The following is a 25,517-nucleotide window of genomic DNA, read 5'->3' as shown; positions in this document are numbered from 1 at the left end:
GCAGGACTTTAATTTCCATACGAATCTCAAAAGTGATCATAAGCTCCCCTGTATTCAGAGGAGCAGATTAACCCCTGGATCAATTTTCAACCGCTGGGGTGGATCAGTTTTGCACCGTTGGTAACAGAAAGAACGGCTTTCCAGCATCTGGGCATCTTCAGGGTTCATGGTGACACCCTGATACTTTAACCCGCCTTCAAGTACCATTATCTTTCCGGCATTTTTAGAGCCGGTAAATGCAGCCATGTAGCCGCGAAGTCTTTCACGTTGTTCATCACTGAGAGCATTTTCAGCGGAGAGAAAACCTGAACTCTGAAGCCCCTGTTCAAAAATCTTTGCCGCAGATTCTTCAACAGCCATCGCGGCACCGATCACATCCCGGCCAGTTTTCATCGGCATCATGCCGCAAACGCCATCCAGACCGAACCCGCGAATGTGCATGATGTTTTTGACGGGAATGACGCGCTCGTTACCGTTTTCAGTGTATTTATATTCCAGCGTCCCGGTAGTAAGACGTTTAACCACCATGTTCTGCGGCAGTAAAGGCACCAGCGAAACCAGGCGGTTTGCGATGAATTTCTTCTCAATGAAGGCGTTCCCGCGCAGGCAAATACTGGCGACCACCATCAACATAAAGCGTGATGGTGTCATTTCTGAATTGGGTCGGCGGCACAGTATCGAATAGGCCGGATGATCAGTTGCCGCTTTACGCGAACCGTCAGGCTGTCGAACGTATATTTTCAGCGGAAGGGTTGAAATAGACTCGCTTAACAGTCTTACGCATGCCCACACAGCCGACAGCTGGATGGCTTTATCGGCCGTGACTACCTTTCCGCTGCTGCTGGTGCCAAACCATTCCTCCCAGAACGTGCCGGTAGTCAGGCTGATAGGCACACCGAGCCAGTTAAGCAGAGCGCTTTTCACCCTGCCTGGCTGTTTGTTTTTTTTCATCAGAAACCTACCATGATGGGATTATTGAAGAATCCGGAGAGATCCTGCTGGTCGTTACCACCGTTAACCAGAACGCGGCTCATTGCTGTGAACAATGCCGCCGGGCCATCAATCTTGGCCTCTGGTGTGGACTTGTTCGGGAAAATGTTCTCGTTCCGGTCAGGTTTGACGGTTACGTTGGACATCATCCAGTTCATTACCGGGTGATCGCTGTGATGGAAGCGGCCACCGTATACCAGTGCTTCGACCTCTTTCATCGCCTCAGAGAAATTGCGAACCGTCTGAGGTACTTCCACCAGTGGCAGCCCTTCTTCTGCCAGCGCAAGGCTGAACTGCGTCGCACTCCAAGGATCGAAGCCAATTTCTTTCAGACTCTCGCCAGCAACCCACACCTGCAGCTCTTCCTTAATCTGAGCATGGTCGATTACATCCCCGTCGGTAAGGATCAGCTTGTCCATCTCGGCCCACTTACGATAGAGCTCTGCCATCTGGCGTGAACATTTCTCAAGGCGCCCTTCCGGAAGCCAGAATTTAAAATCCGCATGAACGTGGCCACCTGGCGCGCGCCAGACTTTAGCGGCTGCACAGATATCAATTTTGTTTGAAAGGTCAACGCCCACCCAGGAGGGATAGGTTTTAAGTTCGTGCTGCGGGGCGATAAACTCGCATTTTTCCCATTTCATCATGTCCATCCAGGCAGACTCAGCGGTAACCCAGATATTCATGTGTTTGGTGAAAAAGTTAATCCTGGCCGAAACCTGCTCTTTCGCCTTTTTAGCCAGGCGGCGCAGGTCATCCCAGCGCTTACAGATACCCAGCCCCGGATTCGCCTTCTGCCAGACTTTTTCATCAAAGGGATCGTCACCTTCATCTAAGGTGTAGATGATTGCAAAAAACGTATCGTCTTTTACCAGTCCACGCAGCACCTTGATGGCGTAATCACGCAGTTCGTAGCAGATACCCTCTTTGTTGAAGCCCGCTGTGGTAATGCCGAAAAGCAACGACTGCAGGCGCGCGCCGGTTGCCGTCTCCAGAACGTCCCATACATCACGGGTTTTATGCGCATGCAGCTCGTCGACTATGGCGCAGTGGATATTCAGGCCGTCGAGGTTATTCGCATCTGATGATAAAGGCTCGAATTTGGAGGCGGTTTGCTCCTGGTAGATAGCGAGCTTGTTGAATTCGAAGATCCGCCCAAGAGTGGCTTTCGCCTTCTTGACCATATTTTTTGCATCTTCAAAAACAATTCGTGCCTGGTCACGGGTGGTTGCAGCGGAATAAACCTCCGCCCCGCCCTCGCCGTCTGCGCCAGACATATAAAGCCCCACGCCGGAGCAAAGTGTTGATTTGGCATTTTTACGGGCCACCTCAACATCTGCTGTACGGAAACGCCGAACCATCACCGGCCGACCGCTGCCGTCGTTACGCAGAACGGTTTCCCCCGTTTCTTCGTTAACCAGCGGGATAACAAAACCAAAAATATTAATCAGGATGAAAACATGCCAGTCCATCAGCTCAATAGGCTGGCCTGCCAGGGCGCCTTTTACGTGAGGCACAAAATTATAGAAATTCAAAATGTGCTGCGCGCGCGGCTCACTGAAGAAAATACCGCGCTCTTCGCCGTGTGCCAGATCATCAAGAAAACGCTGACAGGCAAGGCGCACATACTCACAGGCAATAATTTCCCCCGCCACCACCCTCTCGGCGTAGCGGATGCCTTCTGCAACCTTAGCCATTAATCCCTCGCTTTCATAAACTCGGCCAGCGGGTCAACCGCATCAGGACCTTTTGCATTCACTTTAGAGCGGCTGGCTGGCGTCATGCCGAACTCACCGAGCATAGCGCGCAGACGTTTCCAGGCATCAGCTTTCATGATGGCCGCCGGGTGGGCTTTGATCATCACATCCCCGCTCTGCGTTTCGGTCCGGTAGGTGTAGCCCTCAACTTCAAGCGTGTCGCAGTGATGCCGGTATTCGGTATAAGCCTCAACCAGCAGCTCAAGGGCTCTGGCGTCCAGCTGAGACATCACACCGATAGCATCGAGCTCGTCGGCCATCCGCTTAAACCAGTATTTCCCCTGCTTGTCGAAATGCTTCGGCGTTGGGGGTACCCCTGAAGGGGGTTTTGGTTCGTTCTCATTGATCGGGCGCTTTGATGGGTTACCCCTCACCAAACGTAGATGGGTCGGGGTTTTCGGTGGTCCAGACATAATCGAAAACTCCTATTAATCATCGAATGGGGGACCCCATAAAAAAGTTTTCTAACCTGCGGCGATGTGAAAAGAGGTTAGGCGGCGGTCCTTTGGCGCGTCGTTCCTGAACTTTCAACCCGCCCTCCCCCTCGGTCGATTCAAGTGAGAATTGATGTCATTTGAGTCTTTCAACCGCTGTCTTCGCCTTGTGGCAAGGCTTGCAGAGACTTTCGAGGTTTGACAGGTCATCGGTCCCCCCATTTGCTTTGGCAGTGATGTGGTCCACCGTCTCAGCGGGTGTATACCTTCCATTTCGCAGGCATTCCTGACAAAGGTGTTTATCTCTGTCGAGAACAATTGGGCGCAGCCTGTCCCACTTGCTGCCATAACCTCGCTGATGTCTGCTCTGTCCTCGCTGATGCTGATGCCAGCCTTCGTTAAGATGCTTGGGGCAATAGCCTGAGCGATCTGTGGTTGTTCCCGGGCAGCCACGCTTGCGGCATGCTCTCGGTATTAACGCAGGCATCAGGCTAACCTCCACGCCCGGCGTCGTTCTGTTCGAGGCGCTGAGTCAGGGTGGCGCTCAACCGGTTCGCCGTCAGCGTGGTCCACCAGCGAGTAACATGGATAGACCACAGAACCTCCCCAGGCATCACCCACTGCAAAATCAGCTGGCTTATTACTGTCCCATTGAGATAGCACACGGCTGATGCTATGAGGCGGTACGCTGTAGCACACGCCGTGTATAAGGCGCGGCAGCGTGATGAAGTCAGACCGTGTCTTGTCAGCAACAATCAGACGTTCGGCTACCTGCATCTGATACTGAGGTGGTCGACCAGTGCCCAAGTAAAAGCTCACAAGTGAATCAGGGAAGCGATACAACCATTCGCCCACCAGCTGAGTAAAGCCAGCGACGGGCAGCGCATCGTCTTCCAGAATAACTACACGGCAATCCTGCCACGATGCCCACTCAAGCGCGCGCCGATGTCCGGCATTAGCTCCGCTATATTGCTCATCAATCAGCATCGTACAAGCTGGCCCTATTGCGGCAGCCAAGGCGCTTGCCTGCTCAATCCGCTTATGGTGACCGACCACGATGAACTTCACTTGTGTTTCCACCATGCCACCTCCTTACCGAAGCCGTCAGTTTTAAAGATGGTATGAACCTTAGGGCCTGTGACGATTCGATCACCGAATGACTTTGCGGCCATACCGAACGCGCCCATATCCACCTGCGTTGCGGGTGCTGTCTCCATCTTCCAGAAGCGATGGCTCTCTATCCGGTAGTAGAGACGAATGATACGGTGCGCAAACTCCATGACGTCTTCACGGCTGCCACCAAGCAGGCCAGCATTAAGTAGTGGTTCATCACGATACTGCTCGATGAAATCGCTATACGCTTTGCCGTGGTGATTAGCCTTCATCCATTCGTCGGCATACGTCTTGTGCTCTGAGCCCACGTAAATTTTACCCGGCTCCATATCTGCCCAGGGCTCTCGCAACATTTCAACGTCAGTACCGTCCGTACACCAGACAAGGTGATACTCAGGGTGCGCACGTAGAAACTGATAGATGTGAAGCCAGCGAGCAAAGTAAGGACTCATGTCCACCGGCGGGACTTCAAACAAACCGGCACCAGTCGGCGACTCTTTTAATTCGTCAGCCAGGACAATCGGCAGCGCGCCGGATATTGAGTCTGCCCATGCCTGCAGAGCCTGCGGGTCGGGTTTCATCTTCCCGGCGCGCTGTGGGTCTGGCTGGTTCGTGAGCAGCGTCGTAATCACCAGGTTCGGATTGGTACCGTATGACGCGAATCCGGTATAACCACTATCGCGTCGGGCGTTGAATATCCCAACGTTGCGTTTCACCAGTGCTTCACGGTCAGGCCGGGGAATTGAGCGCGTGCCCTCTTCGTGCTCATCCATTGAGTGAATCAGCTTTTCAGAGCCGGCCACATCAGCGAACGCCCAGGTCGATAACCCGGCATTGTGAATGCGTAGCGCCAGATCGGGATGCTCGTACATGCCGCGACCGTATACAGGATCGAATCCGCCAACCTTCTCGATGGCGCTGCGGTGGTAGTAAAGCATCACGCCGCGCTGCCCGGTGTAAGCAACATGCTTATCATCACGGTACAGCTCCGCCATGTCGTGCAGCTTATTGCGACTGGCCAGATCCAGAAACTGGTAAGCCAGGTGCGGCTCAGGCGATTCGATGTAAGGGAGGTGCCAGTTGTCAGTGATAGGCCAGGCGTCATCATCCCATAAAAACAGATGCTCGCACCCGGCATTCATCAAGGCTGACAGGCTGGCGTTCTTCGAAGCAACAATGCCGAGTGATGTTTCATGGCGAAGCAGCTGCACGCCGTGGGGAACTACAGCCGCAGGTTTCGAACCATCATCCACAACAACCACCAGCGCAGCAGCTGGCAGGTGCTTCATGTGCTGTTCGATAGCTCTTTTCAGAACGTCGGCGCGCTGGTGTGTCGTTATTGCAATGCCAATCCGCGATGAAATTTCGCAGGCAGGTGCGTACGGGACACCATCAATAGTGACCTGCATTTGATTTTCCTTTTAGGCGTGAGCCTGTCGCACGGCAAAGCCGCCGAAAGTTAACGGTTTGCCCAGGCTCACAGCTGAAAGACTTTCTTTGATGTGCGCGTGCGATGCGCATAAAAAAGCCTCGCGTGTACGAGGCCGTATTTTTGCTTGTCTGTAACTTAGAGTTGTGACATCTATAAACGATAACAATGCTATGGACAGTCTGAATGAGGTTAGTGATGTATGTGCTTTACGTTATCCTGATGTTGCTTACTGCCATATGGATAGTTTTAATCTTCGATATTAACGAAGCGACTCATTATCTTATTCGATTAATAGATTATTTTGAGGAATTCTTTACGGGCCAATAAATCCAATTAAAAAGCCTGTACTCTATTTTTTTCCTGGCAGTTCGTCTTCCACGCTTTGTTATGCGCCAGGATGTCTTTCTTCGTCTGGCGGTCCATAACGTCGATGTCGTGATCAGTCAGGTAGATTGGCTTTACCCAGTCACAGGCGGTATCAACCACCACCGGGACGCTTCCACGTGTCACGCAGCTCGCGATCAACATCGTCATCAGGCAAGTGGTTAACAGTCTGCTGTACATTGCTGGCCTCTTTCGTTGTCTCTACCCGGCGCTCTGCAGCTGCGACCGTGGCCGCTGCGTTATCTTCGGTGCGCTGCTGGTCGGCTTTCGCTTCCGCTTTGCTGGTGCCGCGTGAATGACCTAGGCCAAATGCGGCGGCAATAGCAGCAAACACCGCGACAACGAGTCCGGTAATCATCTCAAGCGTCATATAACCACCCGCTCCTTTACCCAGCCATAAACAAACGCCTCGTTCGCGCTGCGCTGTTCTGCCAGCTCGAGATAACGCTGACCCTGGCTACAATTCAGAGCCCGAAGCATTACCAGCTCACCCTCTTTTCCGCGCCGGGAAAGATAGCTTTTTAACGCGCTGATAGTTCGCGGACCAATAAAACCATCGGCAATAAGATCGGGATAGAGTGTGCCCTGAATGTTGAACACGTTCAGCCAACGCTGAAACCATTTGGTCTGCACCGATGGGCCCATGTTTACGCCTGTGTCGCAGAGTTCGGCAGCGATGGCTGGTGATACCTCTGAAACAAGGTCGAAACGTGGCCCTGTCCAGTAGTCAGCAGTCAGGATATCCAGCGCCTGCTGGCGGGTAAGGTTACGCATATCACCGCTGTAACCGTGGGCGCGTGCTACCTCTTGCGTGATTCCCCAGTTTGTTGGGCCACCTTTATCGTCGGAGTGATTAACGTAACCGCCCTCTTTGCCAAGAATGGCGTCAAAAATTTCGTCTTTTGTCATTAGTGCCTCAGAAGATCGACCAGACGTGCCAGATTTCCCCGGACCTTCATAACAGCTGCGCATATCAGGAGGTTTGCCACCACCACCAGCCAACTGGAGTCACGATAGAGGCCGAAGATGAATTGCCACGGGATTACTGCGTAAATCAGGATGGTTATATACGCCAGGATTGATATAAAAGGACGGTGCCGGGCACCATGGCGCTGGTAGAACATCAGAACGACGACGATCACCGAGCAGATAAACGCGTTTAAGACAGCTGACGGGTCAATTACCATTTCCCCCTCCTCCGCGTAACCGTGAGAAAAAACCGAACAGGGTGTTCAGGTCCTGGTTATTAAGAAAAGTTAGGATTTTTATACACAGTGCAGACAGAATCACTGCACCGAGTGCATCCAGTGGTTTTTCATAATTCGATGCAGCATTTAGCCATGAGCCAACAAACCCGGCGCCAAGCACTCCAACAATGAATGAAGTCAGGAAATATGCAGCCAGGCGAGCACGCGTAAGGTTTGCAGCTGTAGCGACGTAAAACACCGCACCACCAAACGCTCCAAACACCACGCCGAAATCTGTATGAGTAAAGACACCGTACAGGACTGAGCCCAGCAGGCCGCCACCGAGAACTGCGCCAGTTCCGGTTAATGGATCGGACATTACGCCCCCTCTGTTATTGCTGTGAATCCTCTCAGAAAAATTGAGGGGAGATAAAAAAAGCCCGCTTTTAATGGCGGGCTAATGAGTTGACTATTTGTAAGGTAGGTGTGAGTAAGGCTTATGCTCAGAGGTGAAGCTGTATCGGCTGATTCACTATCGGTCCAGGAGAACCACCGGGCATTCAGTTACTTCCCACAACTCAAAGCGTAGCAGCAGTTTGCAAAACCATAAAAAAAAGCCTGCGTTTTATGGCAGGCTCTCAAGGAATTTGAAACTTGTATTGTTGTTGTCATGGTGCCGGGTGCCTCCCGGTGACTCTACCCCAGTCAGCAAAGCCGCGCGCATACCTGCAGATAGCAGTTGACTGGAACGCCCTTTCGCATAGAAAGGATTCACCACAAACACACTGTACTAGCCACTTAACAGTTAGGTCAAATTAAACAGGGAGAGAATAGACTATTCATTTTCAGCGACTTAAAGTAAATTTTAAATTTTCCGTTGATTTTTAAGTTGCTAATATCCTAAATTCACTACCCGTTCTCGTCTAATCAAGAAGTAGAAGTGAATCTTTTGTCGAGGGATGTGATGTCGCCTGTAAAGTCCCTCGTCTTTTTTCTCATTTTAATTTCCCTTACCTAGCATGCCAAAGCCACTACATATCCAGGGATGGCCTTCCAAGCTAGGTATCAAGCACCAGAATCGCTAAACTGAATGAATTTGAGGCACCTCATCCAACAAACCACCCCGGTTAGTTGGATTTCGACGAGATGCTTTTGGATGAGCGCTTAACCCAAGGGTCAGTATTTTCACACAGCAATTTTGCGAAAAGCAGCGCCCATTCAAAACTGGGTCGCTTTTCAGTCACTCCGGGTAACCCATCATCGCAGAACGAAAAGCTTAAACTGGAGCTGGCAGCGGGAATCGAACCCGCATCATCAGCTTGGAAGGCTGAGGTAATAGCCATTATACGATGCCCGCATTATGGTGCCGACTACCGGAATCGAACTGGTGACCTACTGATTACAAGTCAGTTGCTCTACCTACTGAGCTAAGTCGGCATTGGTCCGCCACCGGGGCCTCGAACCTCGTACTACAACATTAAGTTGCCGCTCTTCCCGATGAGCTAGTGGCGGTTTGGCGGCCCTTCCTGGAGGCCGCGCGATGATAAGTCGCACGCTCTGACCGGCTGAGCTAAAGGACCGGGAGCGAGATGATACATAAGTCAAACTAACCACGCAATATTCATGGTTTTTATGGTTGGCTGTATCCCCGTCTGATATCGTTAAATCGCCAAAAGTAACCACATCAGATATGGAGAATTGAATGACTCAATCAAACAAGCCGACAGGTGAAAACAAACAACAGCCGTCACCTCCGCAAAAACCTGTGGCACCACAGCCTGGCGAACGAAATCTCCGAACAGGCTGGACTGTCGTTGGTGACTCTGCTGAAGGACTCAGAAGAAAAGGTAAATAAGCACTGAAATTACAAGTGCACAAGCAGGGGTAAGGATTGTCGCAATCCTCACCCTTTCAAGTTCTCGGCTTATTCTGGAGTTTTCAAGCTTGCCCATCTCAGCCATTCTTGTTAAATCTGCAAGTCGATAGCGCCTAAGGATATTCAACGTCGAACGCTTAGCAGTAAACCCATTTGATTCAAAAACTGCATAATCATCGTCACTAAACCCTTTGTAATCGTCGTGATATAAAGCATAGGGCGTTGATGAAGCAAGGGCCCGCAATCGTACAGCGAGGACACACCGAACAAGATAGATAGCACACAACGCCCAGTAGACTAAAAACATTGAAATCCCGGCCGTGAGGTAATCCAGATCAGTGCGTTGCGTTAATAGCAAAAAAGACGAGCCAATCCCAGCAATTAATATACTTAATAACTTTTGACCGTTTTCTTTATTCAGTGCATTGGACTGGTGGATTTCTCGAATACAGTCTTCACCCTGCTTCTCAAGAAAAGTAACCAGTTCGTCATCAGCATCCAGAAAATAATCATCGGGTAGATTGTTCATTCCTTCCCCTGCCTCACATTCCGTAATGCAAGGATTTTACCTGAATAAATACCAACAGGTATTGGCTGCTTAAGTGGCAAAAAACCCGCTCGGAGGCGGGTTTGATTTCGTGCAGGCGCAATAACCTACGATTAGAAGCATACACGACAAGTTCGGACAAAATCAAGCTTAATGTGGCTAATATGCTAAATTTTGTTCACATCATCACGAAAGCTCGTTGCGTCCTGAAACGCCGAGTCTGCTTTTCTTTCTTCTCTATAGCAGACGTCGACAAGCCCCTCCAGAAACGGTTTCCAGTTACGGGTCCACGTTCTAACGTGCAGATCCGGGACTCGCTTCAGTATCGCTTTATAGGCTGCAGTAGACGGCACCCCAGAAAACCCATTTCCGCTGCAGCGCTCGCAGGTTTTAAACACAGGAGCGCCGCGCTCGCTTGTGGCCTTGCGGTCTAGAACCTCGCCTTTACCGCCGCAACGACAACGGGCGCTGATCGTTCCCTTGCCATCGCAAGCATCACAGACCGCCGGTACAACCTCTGTTACCTCCGTCCACTGCTCCCAGTCAGATGGTCGAACAGCACGAGAGCGGCAGGCCCAGTATGGCGCTTTACCCCATGGGTAAGAAACTTTGCGGGTAATCTGCTCGCGGGTTGTTCGTCCGGTACCGCTGCAACTGTGACATGTCACGCTGGTAGCCGCCGAACGGGAGTAATCAGCAAAGGCAAATTGTGCCAACATCTGCATGCACCATCCGAACTGCCCACCAGCTGCTTTGCGAACATTCTTCGGTGCGACATCCATCGCATATCGCGCCAGTGCATGAACTGCGAGCTTTTCATCCGTTTTGCTGATTCCCGCTTTACCGAAGAACGCCGCCAGGCCGAAGCGCGCGCGGCTGCTGGTGGTGCCAATCGCCGCCATTACATCTGTTCCTGTAAGGCGGTCCGGAGAAGTTCCCTTCACGTCGTCGCTGATGTGCATTCCCTGAGGACTAAAATGTTTGAGTGATGCTTCCAGTTTCATGCGGCCACCTGCTGTTTTTTATAGAAAACCACTTCACGAACCTGATCGCCGTTCATGAGCATGTCGTTAAAATCCCCGTTATCCGGGTAGTAGATGCTGATTTTTTCCAGGTCATTTTTTGCCAGTAAGTTGGCATGAGCGCATTCAGTGGCCGCAGCCAATCCGGTGGCGCTGTTTACGTCTCGATCTGCAAAAATAATCAAATTCTTCACGCCTGCAGGAACACGGAATTTCTTCATGAATCCGCTTGTCATGGTGGCCCAGGTATTCACCTTGTAAATTTGATGAGCAGACAAGGCGGTTTCGATTCCTTCTGCGATGCCCAGCGTGCTGGCGACCGGGAACATACGGATCGCAACTGAGCGAGCGTGATCAAGATAGTTATCTTCCTGCAGTGATTTCTGCCGCTTGGCGCTGGCCCCGATGTCAGCCTTTTTTGCACCATCCAATAACGTCTGATGGAGGTAACACAGCTCGCCTTTATCATCTGTTGCCAGTGAATAAATAGACTGGTATACCCGTCCGTTATGCCGTTGCTTGGGGTTGAGTCGCACGGCCTCAGCCGGAAGCTGATAAATACCGCGTGAATTCAGGTATTCAGCGCCGGATGTACCGCGCAGAGGAGACATTTTTGCAAAGTTGTTGAGTACCTTTCTCCTCAGCTTGGAAGCGTCGCTAGCCTCGGGAATTTTGTCACGCCTGAACGTATTGCCGATAAGTGCATCGATTTCGCGGCAAACCTCGTTAAATGGTTTGCCCTGGGTTTTGGTAACCAAGTCCATTCCCGTACCGCTGCCGCAGGTGCAGATCCATGTTCCTGCACCGTCGCGGTCGTCGATGCGGAATTTGCCAACCGAATCACACAGCGGGCACTTCCCTCTAAAGTGGTTTTTACCGGTGATCGGCGGCAGTCCGTAATGCTCAAAAATCATGGCCCACTGGCCTTTTGCTGCTTCTACCGTTTTCATGCTCGTTTTCCTAACTGCTGTCTGATATCACTGACGCGATTAAGCGCCTGCTGAATTCTTTCCTGGGTAGGCAGCTCTTCTGCCTTTGCCTGCTGGAGATGCTCTTTTTCGATTCGTCTGGCGAAGCTGATCCGCTTGTGCTTAATGAAGTTTGAAACTGTCGGCGTGATGTCCATCGGGTAATCGCTCAGTCCGTTCGGCCATTCGCCAAAACGTTCGCGGAAGGTGTGAGCACACCAGGCATCGCTGACAGGCTTTTTCCCCAGCGATACGCGCTGGCGCTGATAGAATTTGATCTGACTCCACCAGGCTTGTTTCTCTGCTTTCGTCGGCTGGCGCTGCTCGCCCCCAAGTTTTTTGAGTTTTCGCCCGGTGTCGGTATCAATGTCCTCACCGGCCAGCGGCTTGTGGCCACATTTAGGGCAGACATAGACGCCAGCAGGCTTCATGAAGTGGCATTGCGAGCATTCGTGAGGCAGCTTTTCTGCTCTTTCCTCAGCTGGGCGGCGCGCGCCCTCCTCCATCCCGTCTGATTTACCCGGAAGATCGTCATATTCGATAGAGTCCGGATAACCCAGGCGGTGCACGGTTCCGCTGTGATCGAAGATGAGGCAGGACTCTTTACCCGGAGCGGTGCGCAAGCCACGCCCGAGCGCCTGCAGCCAGCGAATTTCGCTCTTAGTTGGCCTTGCGTAGATGATGCAGCGAACATCGCTGTCGAACCCGGCAACCAGCACCCCTACACTGACGATGATTTTTGTGGCGCCAGTTTCGAAGCGGTGAATGATGGTTTGGCGTTCTTCCGCAGGCGTATCTGCAGTCATAACCTCTGCATTTACGCCAGCCTGGTTAAACTGAATAGTCAGAAAATTAGCGTGGTCTACGTTGACGCAGAACGCGATTGTCGGCAGGTCCCGGCCGTTCTCCAGCCAGTTTTGGACGATATCGCCCACCAGCGTTGAACCGCACATGATCTCCGCCAGCTGCGCCTCGTTGTAGTCGGTACCGTACTGCAGGGACGGAGAGGTTTTAACCCCTTTCAGATCCGGCTTTGTGGGCGCGTAAAATTCGTATTTGCTCAGGTCGCCGCGCTGGATCAGCTCGCCGATGGTGGTTGGCTTAATCAGTCGGTCATAGTATTTGCCCAGGAACGGGGAAAACGGTGTACCCGACAGGCCGATCACTTTCACGCCTTTTTCGCGCAGGCGCTCGATATCCTGCAGGATGCGTTTTTTGCGCAGGTGCGCTTCGTCGATAATCAGCAGATCGATATTGTCAGGAAACACGCGACGAATAAGCGTATCGGCGCTGGCGATTTGTATTTTGAGGGTAGGATCGTAGTTTGGGTGATCCGCCCAGACATAGCCGATTTCATCACCCGGCAACCCGTACTCCACAAAACGCTTTGCGGTTTGGGTTATGAGGATCTGGTAAGGCGCGCAAAACATCACCCGCATGCCACGACTAACGAACCCGGCAACGATAAAGGCGGCCAGTCCTGTTTTACCGCTGCCCGTCGGCGAGTACACCATGAAGGTTTCTGTATCCTTCCAGTTACGGCGCAGCTGGTTAAGTGCTCGTTCCTGTGCAAAATTCGGTGTGATCGTCAGCTGCATTGTGCGGACCCCGCGGTGATGAGATAATAATTCTGTGATGTGGTTTTCATGGATTCCCCCTCACATGGCTGGTGGCCTCCCCAAAGGCTGCCAGCCTCCCTTCTGATTCAGCTCCCCTGAAAAATCACTCTTCCAGAAAGAACCCTTTTTGTTTCTCAGCGCCTGAGCGCTTTGTACTGGTTTGCTGATACGGGCGTTTTTTTAAATTGCGCCCTTAAGACAGTGATCTACTTAACCAATAGATCTCTCCTGTTGGAAAAGACCCTATTCCTACCCCTACACCCAATCCCCCCTTACCCCCCTTTCCCTCTTCCCCATAAAAACGTACTACTTACCTAGTACATATTGGGAATTGAGTTAGTGGGTTGCCAACCTGAACAGGCACCTTTAAGCCTGCTTTTGTCCGGGTACCTTTAAACCCGCAACAATCAGGAACGCGGAGGCGTTCCGGCCAGGGGAGGTTCGGCGGTATACCCCTGTAAAGCCCTGCCGTGATTTCTCACAAACAGGCGAAGCCGCATATTTGCTTCATACCTTGCCCGGTTCTCCTTGCGGTATGAAACGGGCTCGGCTTCGAACGCTTCCTGATACACAGCTGCATAACGCTGCATGGCTTTTTGTCGTGCTGCTGGCGTCAGGCTCAGTAACTGCTGCTTGATCCAATCGGCATCGGCCTGGCTATGCGCCGAAGGCAGTAAATTTAGAGTTTCAAACTGTTGCATTAACCACCTACAAAAAGTGATTACATATCCACTCTTTTTTTGTTAACAGCATCAAGGCCGAGCCTTAAGTGCGCAGGAATTCCATCTTCTGGGGATGGATACAATTCAGGACGAACATCATGCGGTACGATTTTCCAGCCGGTCATTTCACAAATGGGCAAAACATACCGGGGAGGGATTACTGATTTAGAGAACCATTGGTTTACGGCCTGCGGCGAGATTCCCAGGGCTTTCGCAATTGCTCGCTGAGATACGGCGCTCCTCAGTCGATAACGGATTTTTTCATCCATATGACACCATCAAGTTAGAATTGATTTAAAGAGAAGGATATCAAGTTTAAATTAACATGCAAGTTAGAATTTACTCATGTACACTTAAAATCAAGGTTAGCTTTACATGTGTGTGTATTGATGTTGGAACCACTGCATCTGGAGGGGTAATGAAAACTGCGGAAAGGATTAATGAACTTTTGAGGCTCAAGGGGTGGAGTCAGGCTGAACTGGCAAGACAGTTGGGTGTAACAGCCCAATCAGTTCAATACTGGACAACCGGCGAGACTTCACCAAGAGGCAAGCGGCTTGCCAGACTATCGGAAATTAGCGGTCTGCCCCAGTCATGGTTCCTTGGTGAATCTGAGAGTCCGAAATTTCCAAGTACGCATAGGAACGATACCCATGCCGATAGCGTTAGGTTTAGTGTGCTTGATGTCGAGTTTAGTTGCGGTGACGGCTCAAGTGTTAAGGGCGACTTCATTGATGTAGTCAGATCCATTGAACTCGATCCTGAATACGCTCGTCAGTTGGTTGGGAATAGGCCTTTCAAAAATATTGAGATAGGTAACGCCAGAGGCGACAGCATGACGCCAACAATATCTCCGGGGGATTTGCTTTTCTTGGATAAATCAATAACTTATTTTGATGGTGATGGCATTTACGCCTTCTGCTTTGATGGTGAATGCTATGTTAAGCGTCTTCAAAAAATCGGCTCCAAAATGGTAGTTCTTTCAGATAACTCAAACTATCAACCTTGGAGTATTGAGAAAGAAGCATTCAACATGCTTTACATACAATCAAAGGTAATTTCTTCAGTTCCCTTCAATATAAATAGATTCGGTTAACCTTCTGAAATATAACGGGCTTATGCCCGTTTTTTTTACCCATCCCGCGCCAAAATAAATTTTACCAAGTTTAACTTGACGAACTCAAATCCCCGCCATATCCTCTAACCATCAAGTTTAACTTGATTCGATGATAAGTTTTCAATCATGACTAGGGGATAACAATATGCATACAAAATCCACCACAGAGCTAATTTCAATGGCACAGGCTGTACTGGTCTCTTTAATCGAATCTCATAAGGTTATAGAACCATGTGAAATTGAGGATAATCTTATGGCTATTAACTCCCTCTTAGTTGACGCCTCAATTTCATCAACTCAAAACTCGTCAAAAAATAAAGTAAGTGATGGTCCTTTATCAGCAACAGCAAAGCTCGAAGATCTCGCTGCTGAAATCACTGAGAATACTTCGTTGTTGGAAGTTATTCACCGCATAAATGAATTCACACCAGAAGCCGATAACGCGATTGCTTGTCTGATTCGCTCAATGAATAAGACTTGTGAAACTGCTTATGCGTATGTGGAGCAATTCAGCAATGAAGGGGAACCTAAATGACAATTTCTTTACTTAATGCATTAGGGCGCGTTAATCAGGCGGAAGCTGTTCTTGATGTATGGCTTGAGAGCGCCCGTGATGAATACGAAGCACGCTTAATATCGTCAATTGTTACCTTGCTTGAAGGTGTAGCAGATTCGATAAAAGAAGCAGATAAGAAGCCATATATTCAAAATATGTGACCGGAGAACAAATAATGAATAACAAAACAGTAAGTTTGAATAAGGAAGAAACCAGCAAAACGATTCTAAGCTGGTCACATGATGTGCGGTGTTGTGAACGTTCGTTATGGATTCTTTTGGAACAAATGACCAGCATTGAAGAAGAAAGAGAACATGCTCTAATTACTTTAGTCGCCCAAACACTGGATAAACTAAACAAGAGCATCGCTGACTTCGACACCTATAAACTGTAAATAAAAAATAGATTAACAAACCCCTTTTGGGGTGGGGAAAAACTCACCCTGAGGAAATGAAATGCAAAATTCCGTCGCAATTAATCAGCCAATAAAAACTCCTCAAATGCTGTTCGGTTCAGACAATATTAATGACTTTGGTAACCGCGTTCAGAGCTGCAGGATGGAAGGTGACTCAATGCAGCCGACCATCGAACCATGTGAGGTTGTGGCTTTCGTTGATTGCGGTGGGCGTGCGCTTACCTCTGGCATTTATGTTTATACGATGGACGTATTTGGTCGTCCTTGCCTTTTTATTAAGAGAGTAGAGCCATTAGCTGATGGCTCATTAAAAATCATCTCTGATAACCATCATTACGAAACTTTCACCCTGAACACCGATGAACAGAAAGAAATCAAAATTCACGGTCGGGTGGTGGCTTCTTTGGCTGTGAGGTGCTTCGTATGACTTTCATCATTGATAAATCGGCATATAGAACAGCATGCCTTTATGCGGCCTGCGGTTACGAGGTAATCGCTCGTCTTTATCTTAAAAAAGCATATGGTCGTTAATTATGGGCGTTTTAAAAAGACAGGATATTCAGGAAGTGAATATCAAAGCGGAGAAGTTGTCAGGCTTGACACAAACATTATTTGAATATCAAGACAAGCTAGACAGATTTCAACTTAAAACGATATGCGCTCTGGTTTATGACCTCGCTGCGGAGATTCATGGATGGACCGAAAAAGAAGAAGAAATAGTTATGAGTTTGGAGGAGGAACAGCGCAATGGATAAATTAATCGAGACATATCGCCGCCGAATTGCAAACGCGGCCTTGGCGCGACTCAAACGTAAAACTGGTGGAAACCTACTGATTATAAAACTGCCCGAAAACAAAATTGAAACCGTAGAAGTAAATGAGCATTTCATGAATCAGCTGTTATTACGGTTTGAAGGATTAACACGCGGTGGGCTTAGCAGATATGAGGGTGACGCTACTATCAAAACCGCATATCAAAATGCCATAGGAATTAATAAACACACCGAATATCTGACAGATTCTGGGAAATTAATTATCGACGAACTTCTGAACGAGGTTGTTGATTACGTGAAGCAGAAACATTTAAGCGGAGGAATTAACTGATGGCGGAAAATAACGACAACATCAAGCGGCTTGTCGCCAGGCTGAAAGATATCCACGAAAGGACAGGTATGAATTTCCCTGCATGGATGATGGATGAAAATCGCAGCGGAGACCACGAGCTTACTGCTGCCGAGCAGCACGAATGGGCTGAAATCATCTGTGAGTCCATGCGCGGAACTGTCGCCCTCCTCTACCTGATTGAATGTGAAAAGCGCTGGGGGCTGCGTGAGGGTGAGTATGTGTTCAGAAGTGAAGAGAGAGTATTAGGCCTTACAAGAGCGCTGATTGAGAACGTACTAATCAAGTACGTGGAAGAAGACCTTCTCCTGCACAAGCCAACAGAGCGCTATATGGCCGTGTTCCAGTTCTACTGGGCAAATGAGCAGCGCGTTCAAGCAGGTGAAGCGTCATGGTTCAACGAATTCCTGGATGGGATTTTTTTAGATGTCGCGCGCCGGTTGCGTGCCGGTGAAAAGCCTCCAGTAAAACCAATTTTGCATTAAGGAGAAACGAAAATGGCAATGAAAACTGAATTAGCACCAGTAGCGGCTCGCGACTTGCAGATCATCGAGTATCGCGGTCAACGGGTTGTGACTACTGAGCAGTTGGCAGCGGGATATGGCACGGATGAGGTAAACATCCGTAAAAACCTGTCACGCAATCTGGAACGGTTCGAAGAGGGTAAGCATTACTTCCTTCTGACTGGCTCAGAGCTAAAGGGATTTAAGAACCTAGTACCTGAAAGTCACTTGGTTAATAAACATACAAGCCAGCTGATTCTCTGGACCGAACGCGGCGCGGCTCGCATGTCAAAAGTCGTCGATACCGATCAGGCATGGGGATATCACGAAGACCTGGTGGAATTTTACTTTACTCAGCGTGATGCCATCGCGGCACCGTCAACACAGGTGGCTCTCAGCCGTAAGCAGCTGGCGATGATGGTTATCGAGGCCGAAGAGCGAGCCGAAGCCACTGCGCTGGAAAATAAAACACTAAGCGTGACGGTTGAGAATCTGGAGAAGCACTTTACCAAAGGAATGACTCTGCCAGCGTTCTGCAAGGCGCTCAACGGTGTTAATACCAGCAAAATTACCTGGTGGGCATATCAGCGCGGTTGGATTTACAACGAACAACCAGATCCAGAGAAAGAGCCGCGTTGGCGCGTTAAATCTTATGCCCGTGACAAATACCTTACTGAGCAGGACATACAGATTAAGGACGTTGGCAAAGAGCCATTCACTAAAAAGAAAATCGTTCTGCTGCAGAAAGGCACCCATCGGATTTATCAGCTCTACCTCAAAGGTGAGTTGCCGATGAAAACCACCTGGAACGGCGAGTTCAGCCACGACAAAGCGATTTATACGCCGGAGGAAAAATGATTCAGAAAATTGACTACACCGTGACATTTATGGGTGATTACCCCTGCGGTGGCCGCCATCCGCTTACAGTAAAAACAAACTCCTTTGATGTGTCAGGTGCTATTTGTGCTGCAACTGAATCTATCGTTGATGACCGTATCGAGGCAACCAACTTGGTGCTGATCTCCGTTGTCCCTGATTCGTATCCTCCGGCCACAGACAATGTGAACAGCGACGGATTGCTCAAGCCCTGTCCATTCTGCGGCAACCCAAACGTGAGCCTGGTCGAAACCCTGCCTGAAGATGGTGACGAAAATATGTACCTCGTCAACTGTGGCTGTTGCAACGCTTCCCAGTTGCCTGACAGCAAACAGCGAGCCATCCATGACTGGAACCAGCGTGACATGGAGAGCAGCAGTGGAAAATAACGCATTCGTTATCGAGCTGGCCCACCAGCAAGCTCTGACATGGGTATGCGATGCGTATCTGTTTTATCTGGTCAGCCTGCACCGCCGCCCGGTTTATCGCCACCAGTTCGGTGATATTTCGCTTAATCAGCCAGCATTACAGGAATTCATCGATTCGTATCTGGAAAACAAAGGCTGGGATATGGAAAAACGCCGGGCCCATTACATCAACATTCTGGACCTTATCAAATATATTCATCGCAGCAATTCGGACTTCATCGACTGGGGAACGGTGCCATCACTAACACCTCGCGGGCTGCGCTGGATGAATGCCTGTTTTTCAAGACTGGGAGAAATGGTTAATGCCTGTGGTGGTTGGGATTACGTTGAAACATTGGCAGACAGGAAGGTGAACGGATGAAAGCTGAATCCATTGATGTTAACCAACTGGTAACCATAAGCGACCACCTGCAGGCTCTGGTCACGGCTGAAGATGTCATTGCCAGTATCAGCTCGCAACTTGAAAACGTTATCGATAACGAATATGGCTGGCGGCACAGGGCAAACGTAGCTCTGGTTAAGTGGAAGAACACACGGAAACGCATTACTTCCCGCCTGGCCGTACTGCGTCAACTGGAGCGAGAGAAAAATATTGAGCGTCAAAAATCGCGGGATGAATTGCTCATCAGAGCCCTGAGAAATGAGGTATCAGCTGAAGTTTTTCGCCGCTGCTGTGAGTCTGTGGAAAGGGAAATGGAGGTGTGTGGTGACTGAATCGAATCTGTTTGAGTTGGTTCAATTGATTAAATCTGCTGCCGGTGATCCATCGGCAATGACAGATGCTATCTGGGAGGCTGGTTATCGCCAGCCTGAGCGGACTGCCGAGGAAGCCGCTCAGATAACTATTGACACGTTCTTCTACTGCAACTCCTACGATATGCCCACGGAATTCTGGCCGCGCAATTATGACAGCGTTCTCCAGAATGAACTGATTAAAGCAGTTATCGGTGAGGATGGTGAGCTTGACGGCGCTGATGCGGCAATCATCGCTAAAAACGTAATCAGCGCGGGATTCAGCAAGGAGGCGGCAAATGGGTGAAATGGTTGACATAAACGACGAACTGGTTCGCTCAGTCGTCACCGTTGACGATGGCCGGGACTATACCGCCCAACTGGTATGGAGGATGGGTAACCGCAGAGATATGCGTAATGGCGTTTCAGTACCGATCCCTCCAGCGCCAAAGGTTTCAGCAGTGCGAGTTGAAGCGAAGAGAAAGCCCCGGAAACGGGGTTATCGGGTAGTTCAGAAAGCGATTGGTTCAGTGTGAGGTGGAAGTATGAACAACGAAACAGACATTATCTCTGACGCCGATATTGAAAAGTTGACCGGTTATAAAATTCCTTCAAAGCAATGCGAAAGCTTGCGTGATGCCGGGATATTTTTTATAACCAGGCGCGATGGACGCCCTCGCACAACGTGGGCTCATTTCAACAATCCGCTTTCTCACCGACAGAAAGCTATTGATGCTAACGGTCCTCAGCCTAACTTTGGAGCTCTTGACTAATGCCACGCGCACGTAAAAACAAAGACGATGCCTGGATGCCCCCGAGGGTTTACCTCGGACGTTCAGCCTATGAGTACCACCCAAAAGGAGGCGGAAACATCCGCCTTTGTGATAAGACCTGTACACAGGCGCAGGTCTGGACAGCATGGGAAGCACTGATTAATGACAGGCCGGATGAATCAACACTTTCTGGACTGGTTGATAAATTTTTCCAGTCGGGAGATTTTTTCGAACTGGCCGCTGAAACACAGAAGGATTACCGCAAATACTCCAAAAAGATAATCGATGTTTTCGGGCAGATGCCACCAGACAGCATTAGGCCTGAACACGTGCGTAAATATCTCGATAAGCGTGGCGTAAAGAGTCGCACCCAGGCCAACCGGGAAAAGGCTTTTATGTCACGCGTGTATCGCTGGGCTTATGAACGCGGGTATGCCAAGGGCAACCCCACTAAAGGAGTTAAGCAATTTAAAGAGACTGGACGGGATCGCTATATCACGCACGAAGAGTACAACGCCTTATATAGCGTTTCGCCTGATGTCGTACGTGTCGCAATGGAGCTGGCCTATCTGTGCTGCGCACGTCAAAACGATGTACTTGAGATGAAGAAAAGCCAGCTTATGGCTGAAGGAATACTGATTAAGCAGAGCAAAACAGCAGTAGCACAAATTAAAGCATGGTCAGACCGGTTGAAGGCAGCAATTGAACTTGCTAAAGCCCTCCCCCTCAACGAAGGGATGAGTAGCCTGTTTATTCTTCATCAACCATCAGGGCATAAATACACCAGGGATGGCTTCAACAGCAGATGGAGAAAAGCCAAAGAAGAAGCGCGGGTTAAATACCCCCATTTGAGTTTTGACTTCACATTTCATGACCTGAAAGCGAAAGGTATCTCAGACCTGCAGGGGAACATTTACGAGAAACAGGCTATCTCAGGACACAAAAACGTGGAGCAAACAGCACGGTATGATCGCAAAATTGCTGTCGTTCCGGTCGTAGGCGGTCAATAAAATATTATGAAGTGATATTATGAAACAGCAGATTTCGGGCAATAAAAAACCACCTTTCGGTGGTTTATACGACACTGCTTATCATTGATTTTATTCTAGTTTTCCCATGGTAGCCGGAGTGGGACTTGAACCCACACAGCGCGAACGCCGAGGGATTTTAAATCCCTTGTGTCTACCGATTCCACCATCCGGCCAGGGAAGAAAGTGGAGGCGCGTTCCGGAGTCGAACCGGACTAGACGGATTTGCAATCCGCTACATAACCGCTTTGCTAACGCGCCGTAAAACTTTTCAAACTGACACCCGCCATTGCGCATGTCTTTAATCTGGAGCGGGAAACGAGACTCGAACTCGCGACCCCGACCTTGGCAAGGTCGTGCTCTACCAACTGAGCTATTCCCGCATGTCATCAAGTAAATGTCTAACTACTTGATTTCATTATCGTCCGGCTGACTGTGCCGCCGTTCGATGCGTTGCATTCTACTGATATGACGTTATGAGTCAACGTTATTTTTTGCATCCCCGGATCGTTTGCTGAAAATTACGGCGAAACGATCACTGATCAAGCAAATCCCCTCGGGCAGCGTTCAAATATTGCAGCATTGACCACAGCGTCAGCACTGCCGCTACCCACAGCAGGCCAATTCCCGCCCACTCAACCCAGGCGTTCGGACGCCAGAGCATCCAGACCAGCGCCGCCATCTGCGCCGTCGTTTTCACTTTACCAATCCACGAGACCGCCACGCTGCTGCGTTTTCCCAACTCCGCCATCCACTCGCGAAGCGCAGAGATAATAATCTCACGGCCAATCATGGTTGCCGCAGGCAGCGTCACCCACCAGGTATGATAGTGCTCGGCCACTAGCACCATGGCAATCGCGACCATCACTTTATCCGCCACCGGATCGAGGAAGGCGCCGAAACGGGTGCTTTGATTCCAGCGGCGCGCCAGATAGCCATCAAACCAGTCTGTTACCGCTGCGATAAGGAAGATCAATGCACACGCAAAGGGTGCCCAGACAACCGGCAGGTAAAACGCCAGCACAAAGAACGGGATGAGTACAACACGAAAAAGAGTGAGCAACGTAGGGATATTATATTGCATAGTGACGGTAACTATTTGTTGTCAGTAAAATTTAGCTCTATGTTGCTACAGAGCCCTCAATGTTTCAACGAGTAGTAGATCTTTTCTGCCAGCCCTTGCGAAATACCCGGCACTTTTGCAATTTCCTCCATACTGGCGTTGAGTAATCCTTGCAATCCGCCCATATATTTCAGCAGCATCTGGCGACGTTTTGGCCCCACGCCTTCAATCGTTTCCAGGCTACTGGTATTTTTCACCTTCGCCCGTTTTTTGCGGTGACCGCTGATGGCATGATCGTGTGATTCATCGCGAATATGCTGGATGACGTGAAGCGCCGGCGAATCCGGCGGCAGGCTGAAGCCCTCACCTTCCGGCTCGAAGAACAGTGTCTCCAGACCGGCCTTACGCTCGGCCCCTTTTGCGACACCCAGCAGCAGCGGATGGTTTTTATCCCAGCTGACATCAAGCGATTCAAATACCGCTTTCGCCTGGCCGAGCTGCCCTTTCCCACCATCAATCAGGATCACATCCGGGATTTTGCTCTCTTCAATGGCTTTACCATAGCGACGACGCAGCACCTGATTCATCGCCGCATAGTCATCGCCCGGCGTGATGCCGGAGATGTTATAGCGACGATACTCGGCGCGCAGCGGGCCGTTAGCATCGAACACCACGCAGGAGGCCACCGTCTGTTCCCCCATCGTATGGCTGATGTCGAAACACTCCATCCGTTTCACTTCCGGCAGCTTCAGCAGCGTTGCCAGGGCCGTTAAACGCTGGTGCACCGTCGACTGCTGCGATAGCTTAGTGGTGAGCGCCGTCGCCGCGTTGGTGCGTGCCAGCTTCAGATAACGCGCACGATCGCCGCGCGGTTTGGTTTGTACATTGACCCGACGCCCCGCCAGTTCAGAGAGCGACTCGCCCAGCAGGGTTTTATCGTCAAGATTAAAATCGAGCAGGATCTCAGAAGGCAGCGTGCGCATCTGGCTCCCCTGCAGATAGAACTGGCCGACAAAGGTTTCCACCACTTCACCCAGTTCGGTACCGCCAGGCACTTTCGGGAAATAGCTGCGGCTGCCGAGCACTTTGCCCTGGCGAATAAACAGCACGTGCACGCAGGCCATCCCGGCGTCAAAGGCTACGCCGATAACGTCGAGATCGTCACCGGTATTCGAGACAAACTGTTTCTCAGTGACTCTGCGCACCGCCTGGATTTGGTCGCGGATCCGTGCGGCCTCTTCGAACTCGAGTGCGGCACTGGCTTTTTCCATCCGCGCGATAAGCTGCGTTAAGACCTGATCGTCTTTTCCAGCTAAGAACAGGCGCACATACTCCACCTGCTGAGCATACTCCTCTTCACTCACCAGCCCGGCTACACACGGCCCCAGGCAGCGACCAATCTGGTACTGAAGGCACGGGCGCGAGCGGTTACGGTAAACGCTGTTTTCACACTGGCGGATTGGGAAGATTTTTTGCAGCAGCGCCAGCGTTTCACGCACGGCATAGCCGTTAGGGAACGGCCCGAAATATTCACCCTTTGCATGTTTCGCACCGCGGTGCATGGCGAGGCGCGGATGGGTGTCGCTGCTCAGAAAAATAAACGGGTAGGATTTATCATCACGCAACAGGACGTTATAGCGCGGCTGGTAGAGCTTAATATAGTTGTGCTCTAGCAGCAGCGCTTCTGTCTCCGTGTGCGTGACGGTGACATCAATATTCTGGATGAGTGAGACTAGCGCTTCGGTCTTACGGGAGGCCAGGTTGCTGCGAAAATAGCTGGAGAGACGTTTTTTAAGATCTTTTGCCTTCCCCACGTAGATAACCGTACCGCCAGCGTCATACATGCGATAGACGCCAGGCTGGCTGGTTACGGTTTTCAGAAATGTTTTTGAATCGAACACATCACTCACTGACTTAACAACGTCTCCGCATTACACAAACCATGCCGGATGGCCAGATGCGTCAGTTCCACATCACCATGAATGTTCAGTTTACTGAACATACGGTAACGATAGCTGTTGACCGTTTTCGGGCTGAGATTCAGCTGTTCCGAGATCTCATTCACCTTCTGACCTTTAGTGATCATCAGCATAATCTGCAATTCACGCTCGGACAAACTGGCAAACGGTGATTCGGTTTTCTCGGGCTCGATCTGGCTCAGGGCCATCTGCTGTGCTATGTCGGAAGCAATGTAACGCTGTCCTGCATACACGGAACGGATCGCATTGACGACTTCCTGCGGCGCCGCTCCTTTGCTCAGATAGCCCGCTGCGCCCGCCTGCATCACTTTCGCGGGCAGTGGGTTTTCGGTATGCACGGTCAGCATGATGACTTTTGTATCAACAAAAGTACGCGCGATTTTGCGTGTTGCTTCAAGACCACCGATACCGGGCATGTTCATATCCATCAGTACCACATCTGCCGAGTTTGTGCGGCACCATTTTACCGCATCTTCGCCACAGCACGCCTCACCGGCAACTTTAATACCTTTAATATCTTCAAGAATGCGTCGTATCCCTGCGCGCACCAGTTCGTGGTCATCAACAAGAAGGACGTTGATCAAAGGAAATGTCTCCAGAATAGGGATAACGCTACTGAGTGATAATTTGGTTTATATTAACGGTTTTCCTCACAAGATTAAAACGTTAAAAAACCGGCTATTCGATTTTGCTCTCGTTTTTGGAAATTAGGCTGTACAGTCCGTGGAAAGAGAGACCATGCAGTCAGGGCTTTTGCAGCTTTTTTTAAGCATCTGTAGGCTTTGTTGAATAAATCGAACTTTTGCTGAGTTGAAGGATCAGATCACGTATCTTCCCGACAACGCAGACCGTTCCGTGGCAAAGCAAAAGTTCA

Annotated in this window: 34 protein-coding genes, 6 tRNA genes and 1 pseudogene; 15 read left to right on the top strand and 26 right to left on the bottom strand. The window is 50.2% G+C overall.

Going from position 1 to position 25,517, the window contains the following annotated elements:
• Positions 1–126 precede the first annotated feature (126 nt).
• The 20 genes and pseudogenes from ACWYRJ_RS15370 to ACWYRJ_RS15275 form a co-directional block, all read right to left on the bottom strand.
• Positions 127–951 (bottom strand): annotated as a pseudogene (locus tag ACWYRJ_RS15370) (phage portal protein); the annotation flags it as partial.
• Positions 951–2,687, bottom strand: coding sequence for a terminase large subunit (locus ACWYRJ_RS15365; protein WP_455508211.1), 1,737 nt, complete (start codon positions 2,685–2,687; stop codon positions 951–953). The gene ACWYRJ_RS15365 and the pseudogene ACWYRJ_RS15370, both read right to left, overlap by 1 nt.
• A complete protein-coding gene (locus ACWYRJ_RS15360) occupies positions 2,687–3,160 on the bottom strand; it encodes a phage terminase small subunit P27 family (RefSeq protein ID WP_046091691.1) in 474 nt (157 codons plus the stop codon). Before ACWYRJ_RS15360 ends, ACWYRJ_RS15365 begins: the two co-directional genes overlap by 1 nt.
• Positions 3,161–3,317: 157 nt before the next feature.
• Positions 3,318–3,668 carry an HNH endonuclease gene (locus tag ACWYRJ_RS15355; protein ID WP_199886872.1) on the bottom strand — a complete coding sequence of 117 codons (351 nt, stop codon included), beginning with the start codon at positions 3,666–3,668 and terminating at the stop codon, positions 3,318–3,320.
• On the bottom strand, positions 3,668–4,264 hold the full coding sequence (locus ACWYRJ_RS15350) for a hypothetical protein (protein ID WP_199886871.1): 597 nt from the start codon (positions 4,262–4,264) through the stop codon (positions 3,668–3,670). Before ACWYRJ_RS15350 ends, ACWYRJ_RS15355 begins: the two co-directional genes overlap by 1 nt.
• Positions 4,246–5,703 (bottom strand): glycosyltransferase family 2 protein, encoded by a 1,458-nt coding sequence (locus ACWYRJ_RS15345; protein WP_455508210.1) that lies wholly within the window; start codon positions 5,701–5,703, stop codon positions 4,246–4,248. The genes ACWYRJ_RS15350 and ACWYRJ_RS15345 overlap by 19 nt, the downstream gene beginning before the upstream one ends.
• 356 nt (positions 5,704–6,059) lie before the next feature.
• Positions 6,060–6,254, bottom strand: a complete 195-nt coding sequence (locus ACWYRJ_RS15340) for a hypothetical protein (RefSeq protein ID WP_455508209.1) — start codon at positions 6,252–6,254, stop codon at positions 6,060–6,062.
• Positions 6,205–6,480, bottom strand: a complete 276-nt coding sequence (locus ACWYRJ_RS15335; protein ID WP_455508208.1) for a hypothetical protein — start codon at positions 6,478–6,480, stop codon at positions 6,205–6,207. Before ACWYRJ_RS15335 ends, ACWYRJ_RS15340 begins: the two co-directional genes overlap by 50 nt.
• Positions 6,477–7,019, bottom strand: coding sequence for a glycoside hydrolase family 108 protein (locus ACWYRJ_RS15330; RefSeq protein WP_455508207.1), 543 nt, complete (start codon positions 7,017–7,019; stop codon positions 6,477–6,479). The genes ACWYRJ_RS15335 and ACWYRJ_RS15330 overlap by 4 nt, the downstream gene beginning before the upstream one ends.
• The gene (locus ACWYRJ_RS15325) at positions 7,019–7,297 is read right to left on the bottom strand and encodes a phage holin family protein (protein WP_063453570.1); all 279 of its coding nucleotides are present in this window, start codon (positions 7,295–7,297) and stop codon (positions 7,019–7,021) included. Before ACWYRJ_RS15325 ends, ACWYRJ_RS15330 begins: the two co-directional genes overlap by 1 nt.
• On the bottom strand, positions 7,287–7,676 hold the full coding sequence (locus ACWYRJ_RS15320; protein WP_063453571.1) for a phage holin family protein: 390 nt from the start codon (positions 7,674–7,676) through the stop codon (positions 7,287–7,289). Before ACWYRJ_RS15320 ends, ACWYRJ_RS15325 begins: the two co-directional genes overlap by 11 nt.
• A gap of 903 nt (positions 7,677–8,579) precedes the next feature.
• Positions 8,580–8,654 (bottom strand) — tRNA-Gly (locus ACWYRJ_RS15315).
• 4 nt (positions 8,655–8,658) lie between these two features.
• Positions 8,659–8,734, bottom strand: a tRNA-Thr gene (locus ACWYRJ_RS15310).
• A gap of 77 nt (positions 8,735–8,811) precedes the next feature.
• A tRNA-Ile gene (locus ACWYRJ_RS15305) sits at positions 8,812–8,877 on the bottom strand.
• A gap of 255 nt (positions 8,878–9,132) precedes the next feature.
• Positions 9,133–9,702 carry a hypothetical protein gene (locus ACWYRJ_RS15300; RefSeq protein WP_181240908.1) on the bottom strand — a complete coding sequence of 190 codons (570 nt, stop codon included), beginning with the start codon at positions 9,700–9,702 and terminating at the stop codon, positions 9,133–9,135.
• 185 nt (positions 9,703–9,887) lie between these two features.
• Entirely contained in the window at positions 9,888–10,724 is an 837-nt protein-coding gene (locus ACWYRJ_RS15295) for an antitermination protein Q (protein ID WP_455508206.1), read from the bottom strand.
• Entirely contained in the window at positions 10,721–11,692 is a 972-nt protein-coding gene (locus ACWYRJ_RS15290; protein WP_455508205.1) for a toprim domain-containing protein, read from the bottom strand. The genes ACWYRJ_RS15295 and ACWYRJ_RS15290 overlap by 4 nt, the downstream gene beginning before the upstream one ends.
• Positions 11,689–13,308, bottom strand: a complete 1,620-nt coding sequence (locus ACWYRJ_RS15285) for a DEAD/DEAH box helicase (RefSeq protein ID WP_455508204.1) — start codon at positions 13,306–13,308, stop codon at positions 11,689–11,691. Before ACWYRJ_RS15285 ends, ACWYRJ_RS15290 begins: the two co-directional genes overlap by 4 nt.
• Positions 13,309–13,736: 428 nt before the next feature.
• Complete coding sequence (locus ACWYRJ_RS15280) at positions 13,737–14,030, bottom strand: hypothetical protein (RefSeq protein WP_455508203.1); 294 nt, start codon at positions 14,028–14,030, stop codon at positions 13,737–13,739.
• A gap of 20 nt (positions 14,031–14,050) precedes the next feature.
• A complete protein-coding gene (locus tag ACWYRJ_RS15275; RefSeq protein WP_044596875.1) occupies positions 14,051–14,320 on the bottom strand; it encodes a transcriptional regulator in 270 nt (89 codons plus the stop codon).
• 149 nt (positions 14,321–14,469) lie between these two features.
• Here ACWYRJ_RS15275 and ACWYRJ_RS15270 point away from each other — a divergent pair, with 149 nt between their 5' ends.
• The 15 genes from ACWYRJ_RS15270 to ACWYRJ_RS15200 all read left to right on the top strand — a co-directional run bounded on the left by ACWYRJ_RS15270 (position 14,470) and on the right by ACWYRJ_RS15200 (position 21,583).
• Complete coding sequence (locus ACWYRJ_RS15270) at positions 14,470–15,147, top strand: XRE family transcriptional regulator (RefSeq protein ID WP_044596876.1); 678 nt, start codon at positions 14,470–14,472, stop codon at positions 15,145–15,147.
• Between the two features lie 166 nt (positions 15,148–15,313).
• The gene (locus ACWYRJ_RS15265) at positions 15,314–15,703 is read left to right on the top strand and encodes a hypothetical protein (protein WP_126325666.1); all 390 of its coding nucleotides are present in this window, start codon (positions 15,314–15,316) and stop codon (positions 15,701–15,703) included.
• Positions 15,700–15,885 (top strand): hypothetical protein, encoded by a 186-nt coding sequence (locus tag ACWYRJ_RS15260; protein ID WP_044596878.1) that lies wholly within the window; start codon positions 15,700–15,702, stop codon positions 15,883–15,885. The genes ACWYRJ_RS15265 and ACWYRJ_RS15260 overlap by 4 nt, the downstream gene beginning before the upstream one ends.
• Positions 15,886–15,899: 14 nt before the next feature.
• A complete protein-coding gene (locus tag ACWYRJ_RS15255) occupies positions 15,900–16,118 on the top strand; it encodes a hypothetical protein (RefSeq protein WP_455508202.1) in 219 nt (72 codons plus the stop codon).
• Positions 16,119–16,179: 61 nt separating this feature from the next.
• Entirely contained in the window at positions 16,180–16,566 is a 387-nt protein-coding gene (locus ACWYRJ_RS15250; RefSeq protein ID WP_455508201.1) for a S24 family peptidase, read from the top strand.
• 106 nt (positions 16,567–16,672) lie between these two features.
• Positions 16,673–16,894 carry a hypothetical protein gene (locus tag ACWYRJ_RS15245; RefSeq protein ID WP_455508200.1) on the top strand — a complete coding sequence of 74 codons (222 nt, stop codon included), beginning with the start codon at positions 16,673–16,675 and terminating at the stop codon, positions 16,892–16,894.
• The gene (locus tag ACWYRJ_RS15240) at positions 16,887–17,243 is read left to right on the top strand and encodes a hypothetical protein (protein ID WP_094933956.1); all 357 of its coding nucleotides are present in this window, start codon (positions 16,887–16,889) and stop codon (positions 17,241–17,243) included. Before ACWYRJ_RS15245 ends, ACWYRJ_RS15240 begins: the two co-directional genes overlap by 8 nt.
• Positions 17,243–17,746, top strand: a complete 504-nt coding sequence (locus ACWYRJ_RS15235; RefSeq protein ID WP_088728342.1) for a hypothetical protein — start codon at positions 17,243–17,245, stop codon at positions 17,744–17,746. The genes ACWYRJ_RS15240 and ACWYRJ_RS15235 overlap by 1 nt, the downstream gene beginning before the upstream one ends.
• 12 nt (positions 17,747–17,758) lie before the next feature.
• Positions 17,759–18,622, top strand: coding sequence for an ORF6N domain-containing protein (locus ACWYRJ_RS15230; protein WP_094933957.1), 864 nt, complete (start codon positions 17,759–17,761; stop codon positions 18,620–18,622).
• Entirely contained in the window at positions 18,619–19,029 is a 411-nt protein-coding gene (locus tag ACWYRJ_RS15225; protein WP_232926280.1) for a Lar family restriction alleviation protein, read from the top strand. The genes ACWYRJ_RS15230 and ACWYRJ_RS15225 overlap by 4 nt, the downstream gene beginning before the upstream one ends.
• Positions 19,019–19,429, top strand: coding sequence for a hypothetical protein (locus ACWYRJ_RS15220; protein WP_232926288.1), 411 nt, complete (start codon positions 19,019–19,021; stop codon positions 19,427–19,429). The genes ACWYRJ_RS15225 and ACWYRJ_RS15220 overlap by 11 nt, the downstream gene beginning before the upstream one ends.
• The gene (locus ACWYRJ_RS15215) at positions 19,426–19,782 is read left to right on the top strand and encodes a hypothetical protein (RefSeq protein WP_045407383.1); all 357 of its coding nucleotides are present in this window, start codon (positions 19,426–19,428) and stop codon (positions 19,780–19,782) included. Before ACWYRJ_RS15220 ends, ACWYRJ_RS15215 begins: the two co-directional genes overlap by 4 nt.
• Positions 19,775–20,107 carry a hypothetical protein gene (locus ACWYRJ_RS15210; RefSeq protein ID WP_094933959.1) on the top strand — a complete coding sequence of 111 codons (333 nt, stop codon included), beginning with the start codon at positions 19,775–19,777 and terminating at the stop codon, positions 20,105–20,107. Before ACWYRJ_RS15215 ends, ACWYRJ_RS15210 begins: the two co-directional genes overlap by 8 nt.
• A gap of 238 nt (positions 20,108–20,345) precedes the next feature.
• A complete protein-coding gene (locus tag ACWYRJ_RS15205; protein ID WP_045407390.1) occupies positions 20,346–20,573 on the top strand; it encodes a DUF4224 domain-containing protein in 228 nt (75 codons plus the stop codon).
• Positions 20,573–21,583, top strand: coding sequence for a tyrosine-type recombinase/integrase (locus tag ACWYRJ_RS15200; RefSeq protein WP_094933960.1), 1,011 nt, complete (start codon positions 20,573–20,575; stop codon positions 21,581–21,583). The genes ACWYRJ_RS15205 and ACWYRJ_RS15200 overlap by 1 nt, the downstream gene beginning before the upstream one ends.
• Before the next feature lie 107 nt (positions 21,584–21,690).
• Here the strand turns inward: ACWYRJ_RS15200 and ACWYRJ_RS15195 are convergent.
• The 6 genes from ACWYRJ_RS15195 to uvrY form a co-directional block, all read right to left on the bottom strand.
• Positions 21,691–21,777: transfer RNA gene (locus ACWYRJ_RS15195), tRNA-Leu, on the bottom strand.
• 11 nt (positions 21,778–21,788) lie between these two features.
• Positions 21,789–21,862, bottom strand: a tRNA-Cys gene (locus ACWYRJ_RS15190).
• A 46-nt stretch (positions 21,863–21,908) separates the two neighbouring features.
• A tRNA-Gly gene (locus ACWYRJ_RS15185) sits at positions 21,909–21,984 on the bottom strand.
• 152 nt (positions 21,985–22,136) lie between these two features.
• Positions 22,137–22,685 (bottom strand): CDP-diacylglycerol--glycerol-3-phosphate 3-phosphatidyltransferase, encoded by a 549-nt coding sequence (gene pgsA, locus ACWYRJ_RS15180; RefSeq protein WP_008500348.1) that lies wholly within the window; start codon positions 22,683–22,685, stop codon positions 22,137–22,139.
• Positions 22,686–22,741: 56 nt separating this feature from the next.
• Complete coding sequence (gene uvrC, locus ACWYRJ_RS15175; protein ID WP_455508199.1) at positions 22,742–24,574, bottom strand: excinuclease ABC subunit UvrC; 1,833 nt, start codon at positions 24,572–24,574, stop codon at positions 22,742–22,744.
• Positions 24,571–25,227: a UvrY/SirA/GacA family response regulator transcription factor gene (gene uvrY, locus ACWYRJ_RS15170; protein WP_111964857.1), complete on the bottom strand. Its 657-nt coding sequence runs from the start codon at positions 25,225–25,227 to the stop codon at positions 24,571–24,573. Before uvrY ends, uvrC begins: the two co-directional genes overlap by 4 nt.
• Between the last annotated feature and the right edge of the window lie 290 nt (positions 25,228–25,517).

The organism is Enterobacter sp. (assembly GCF_977039595.1).
This window is presented reverse-complemented; position numbering and strand designations above follow the sequence as displayed.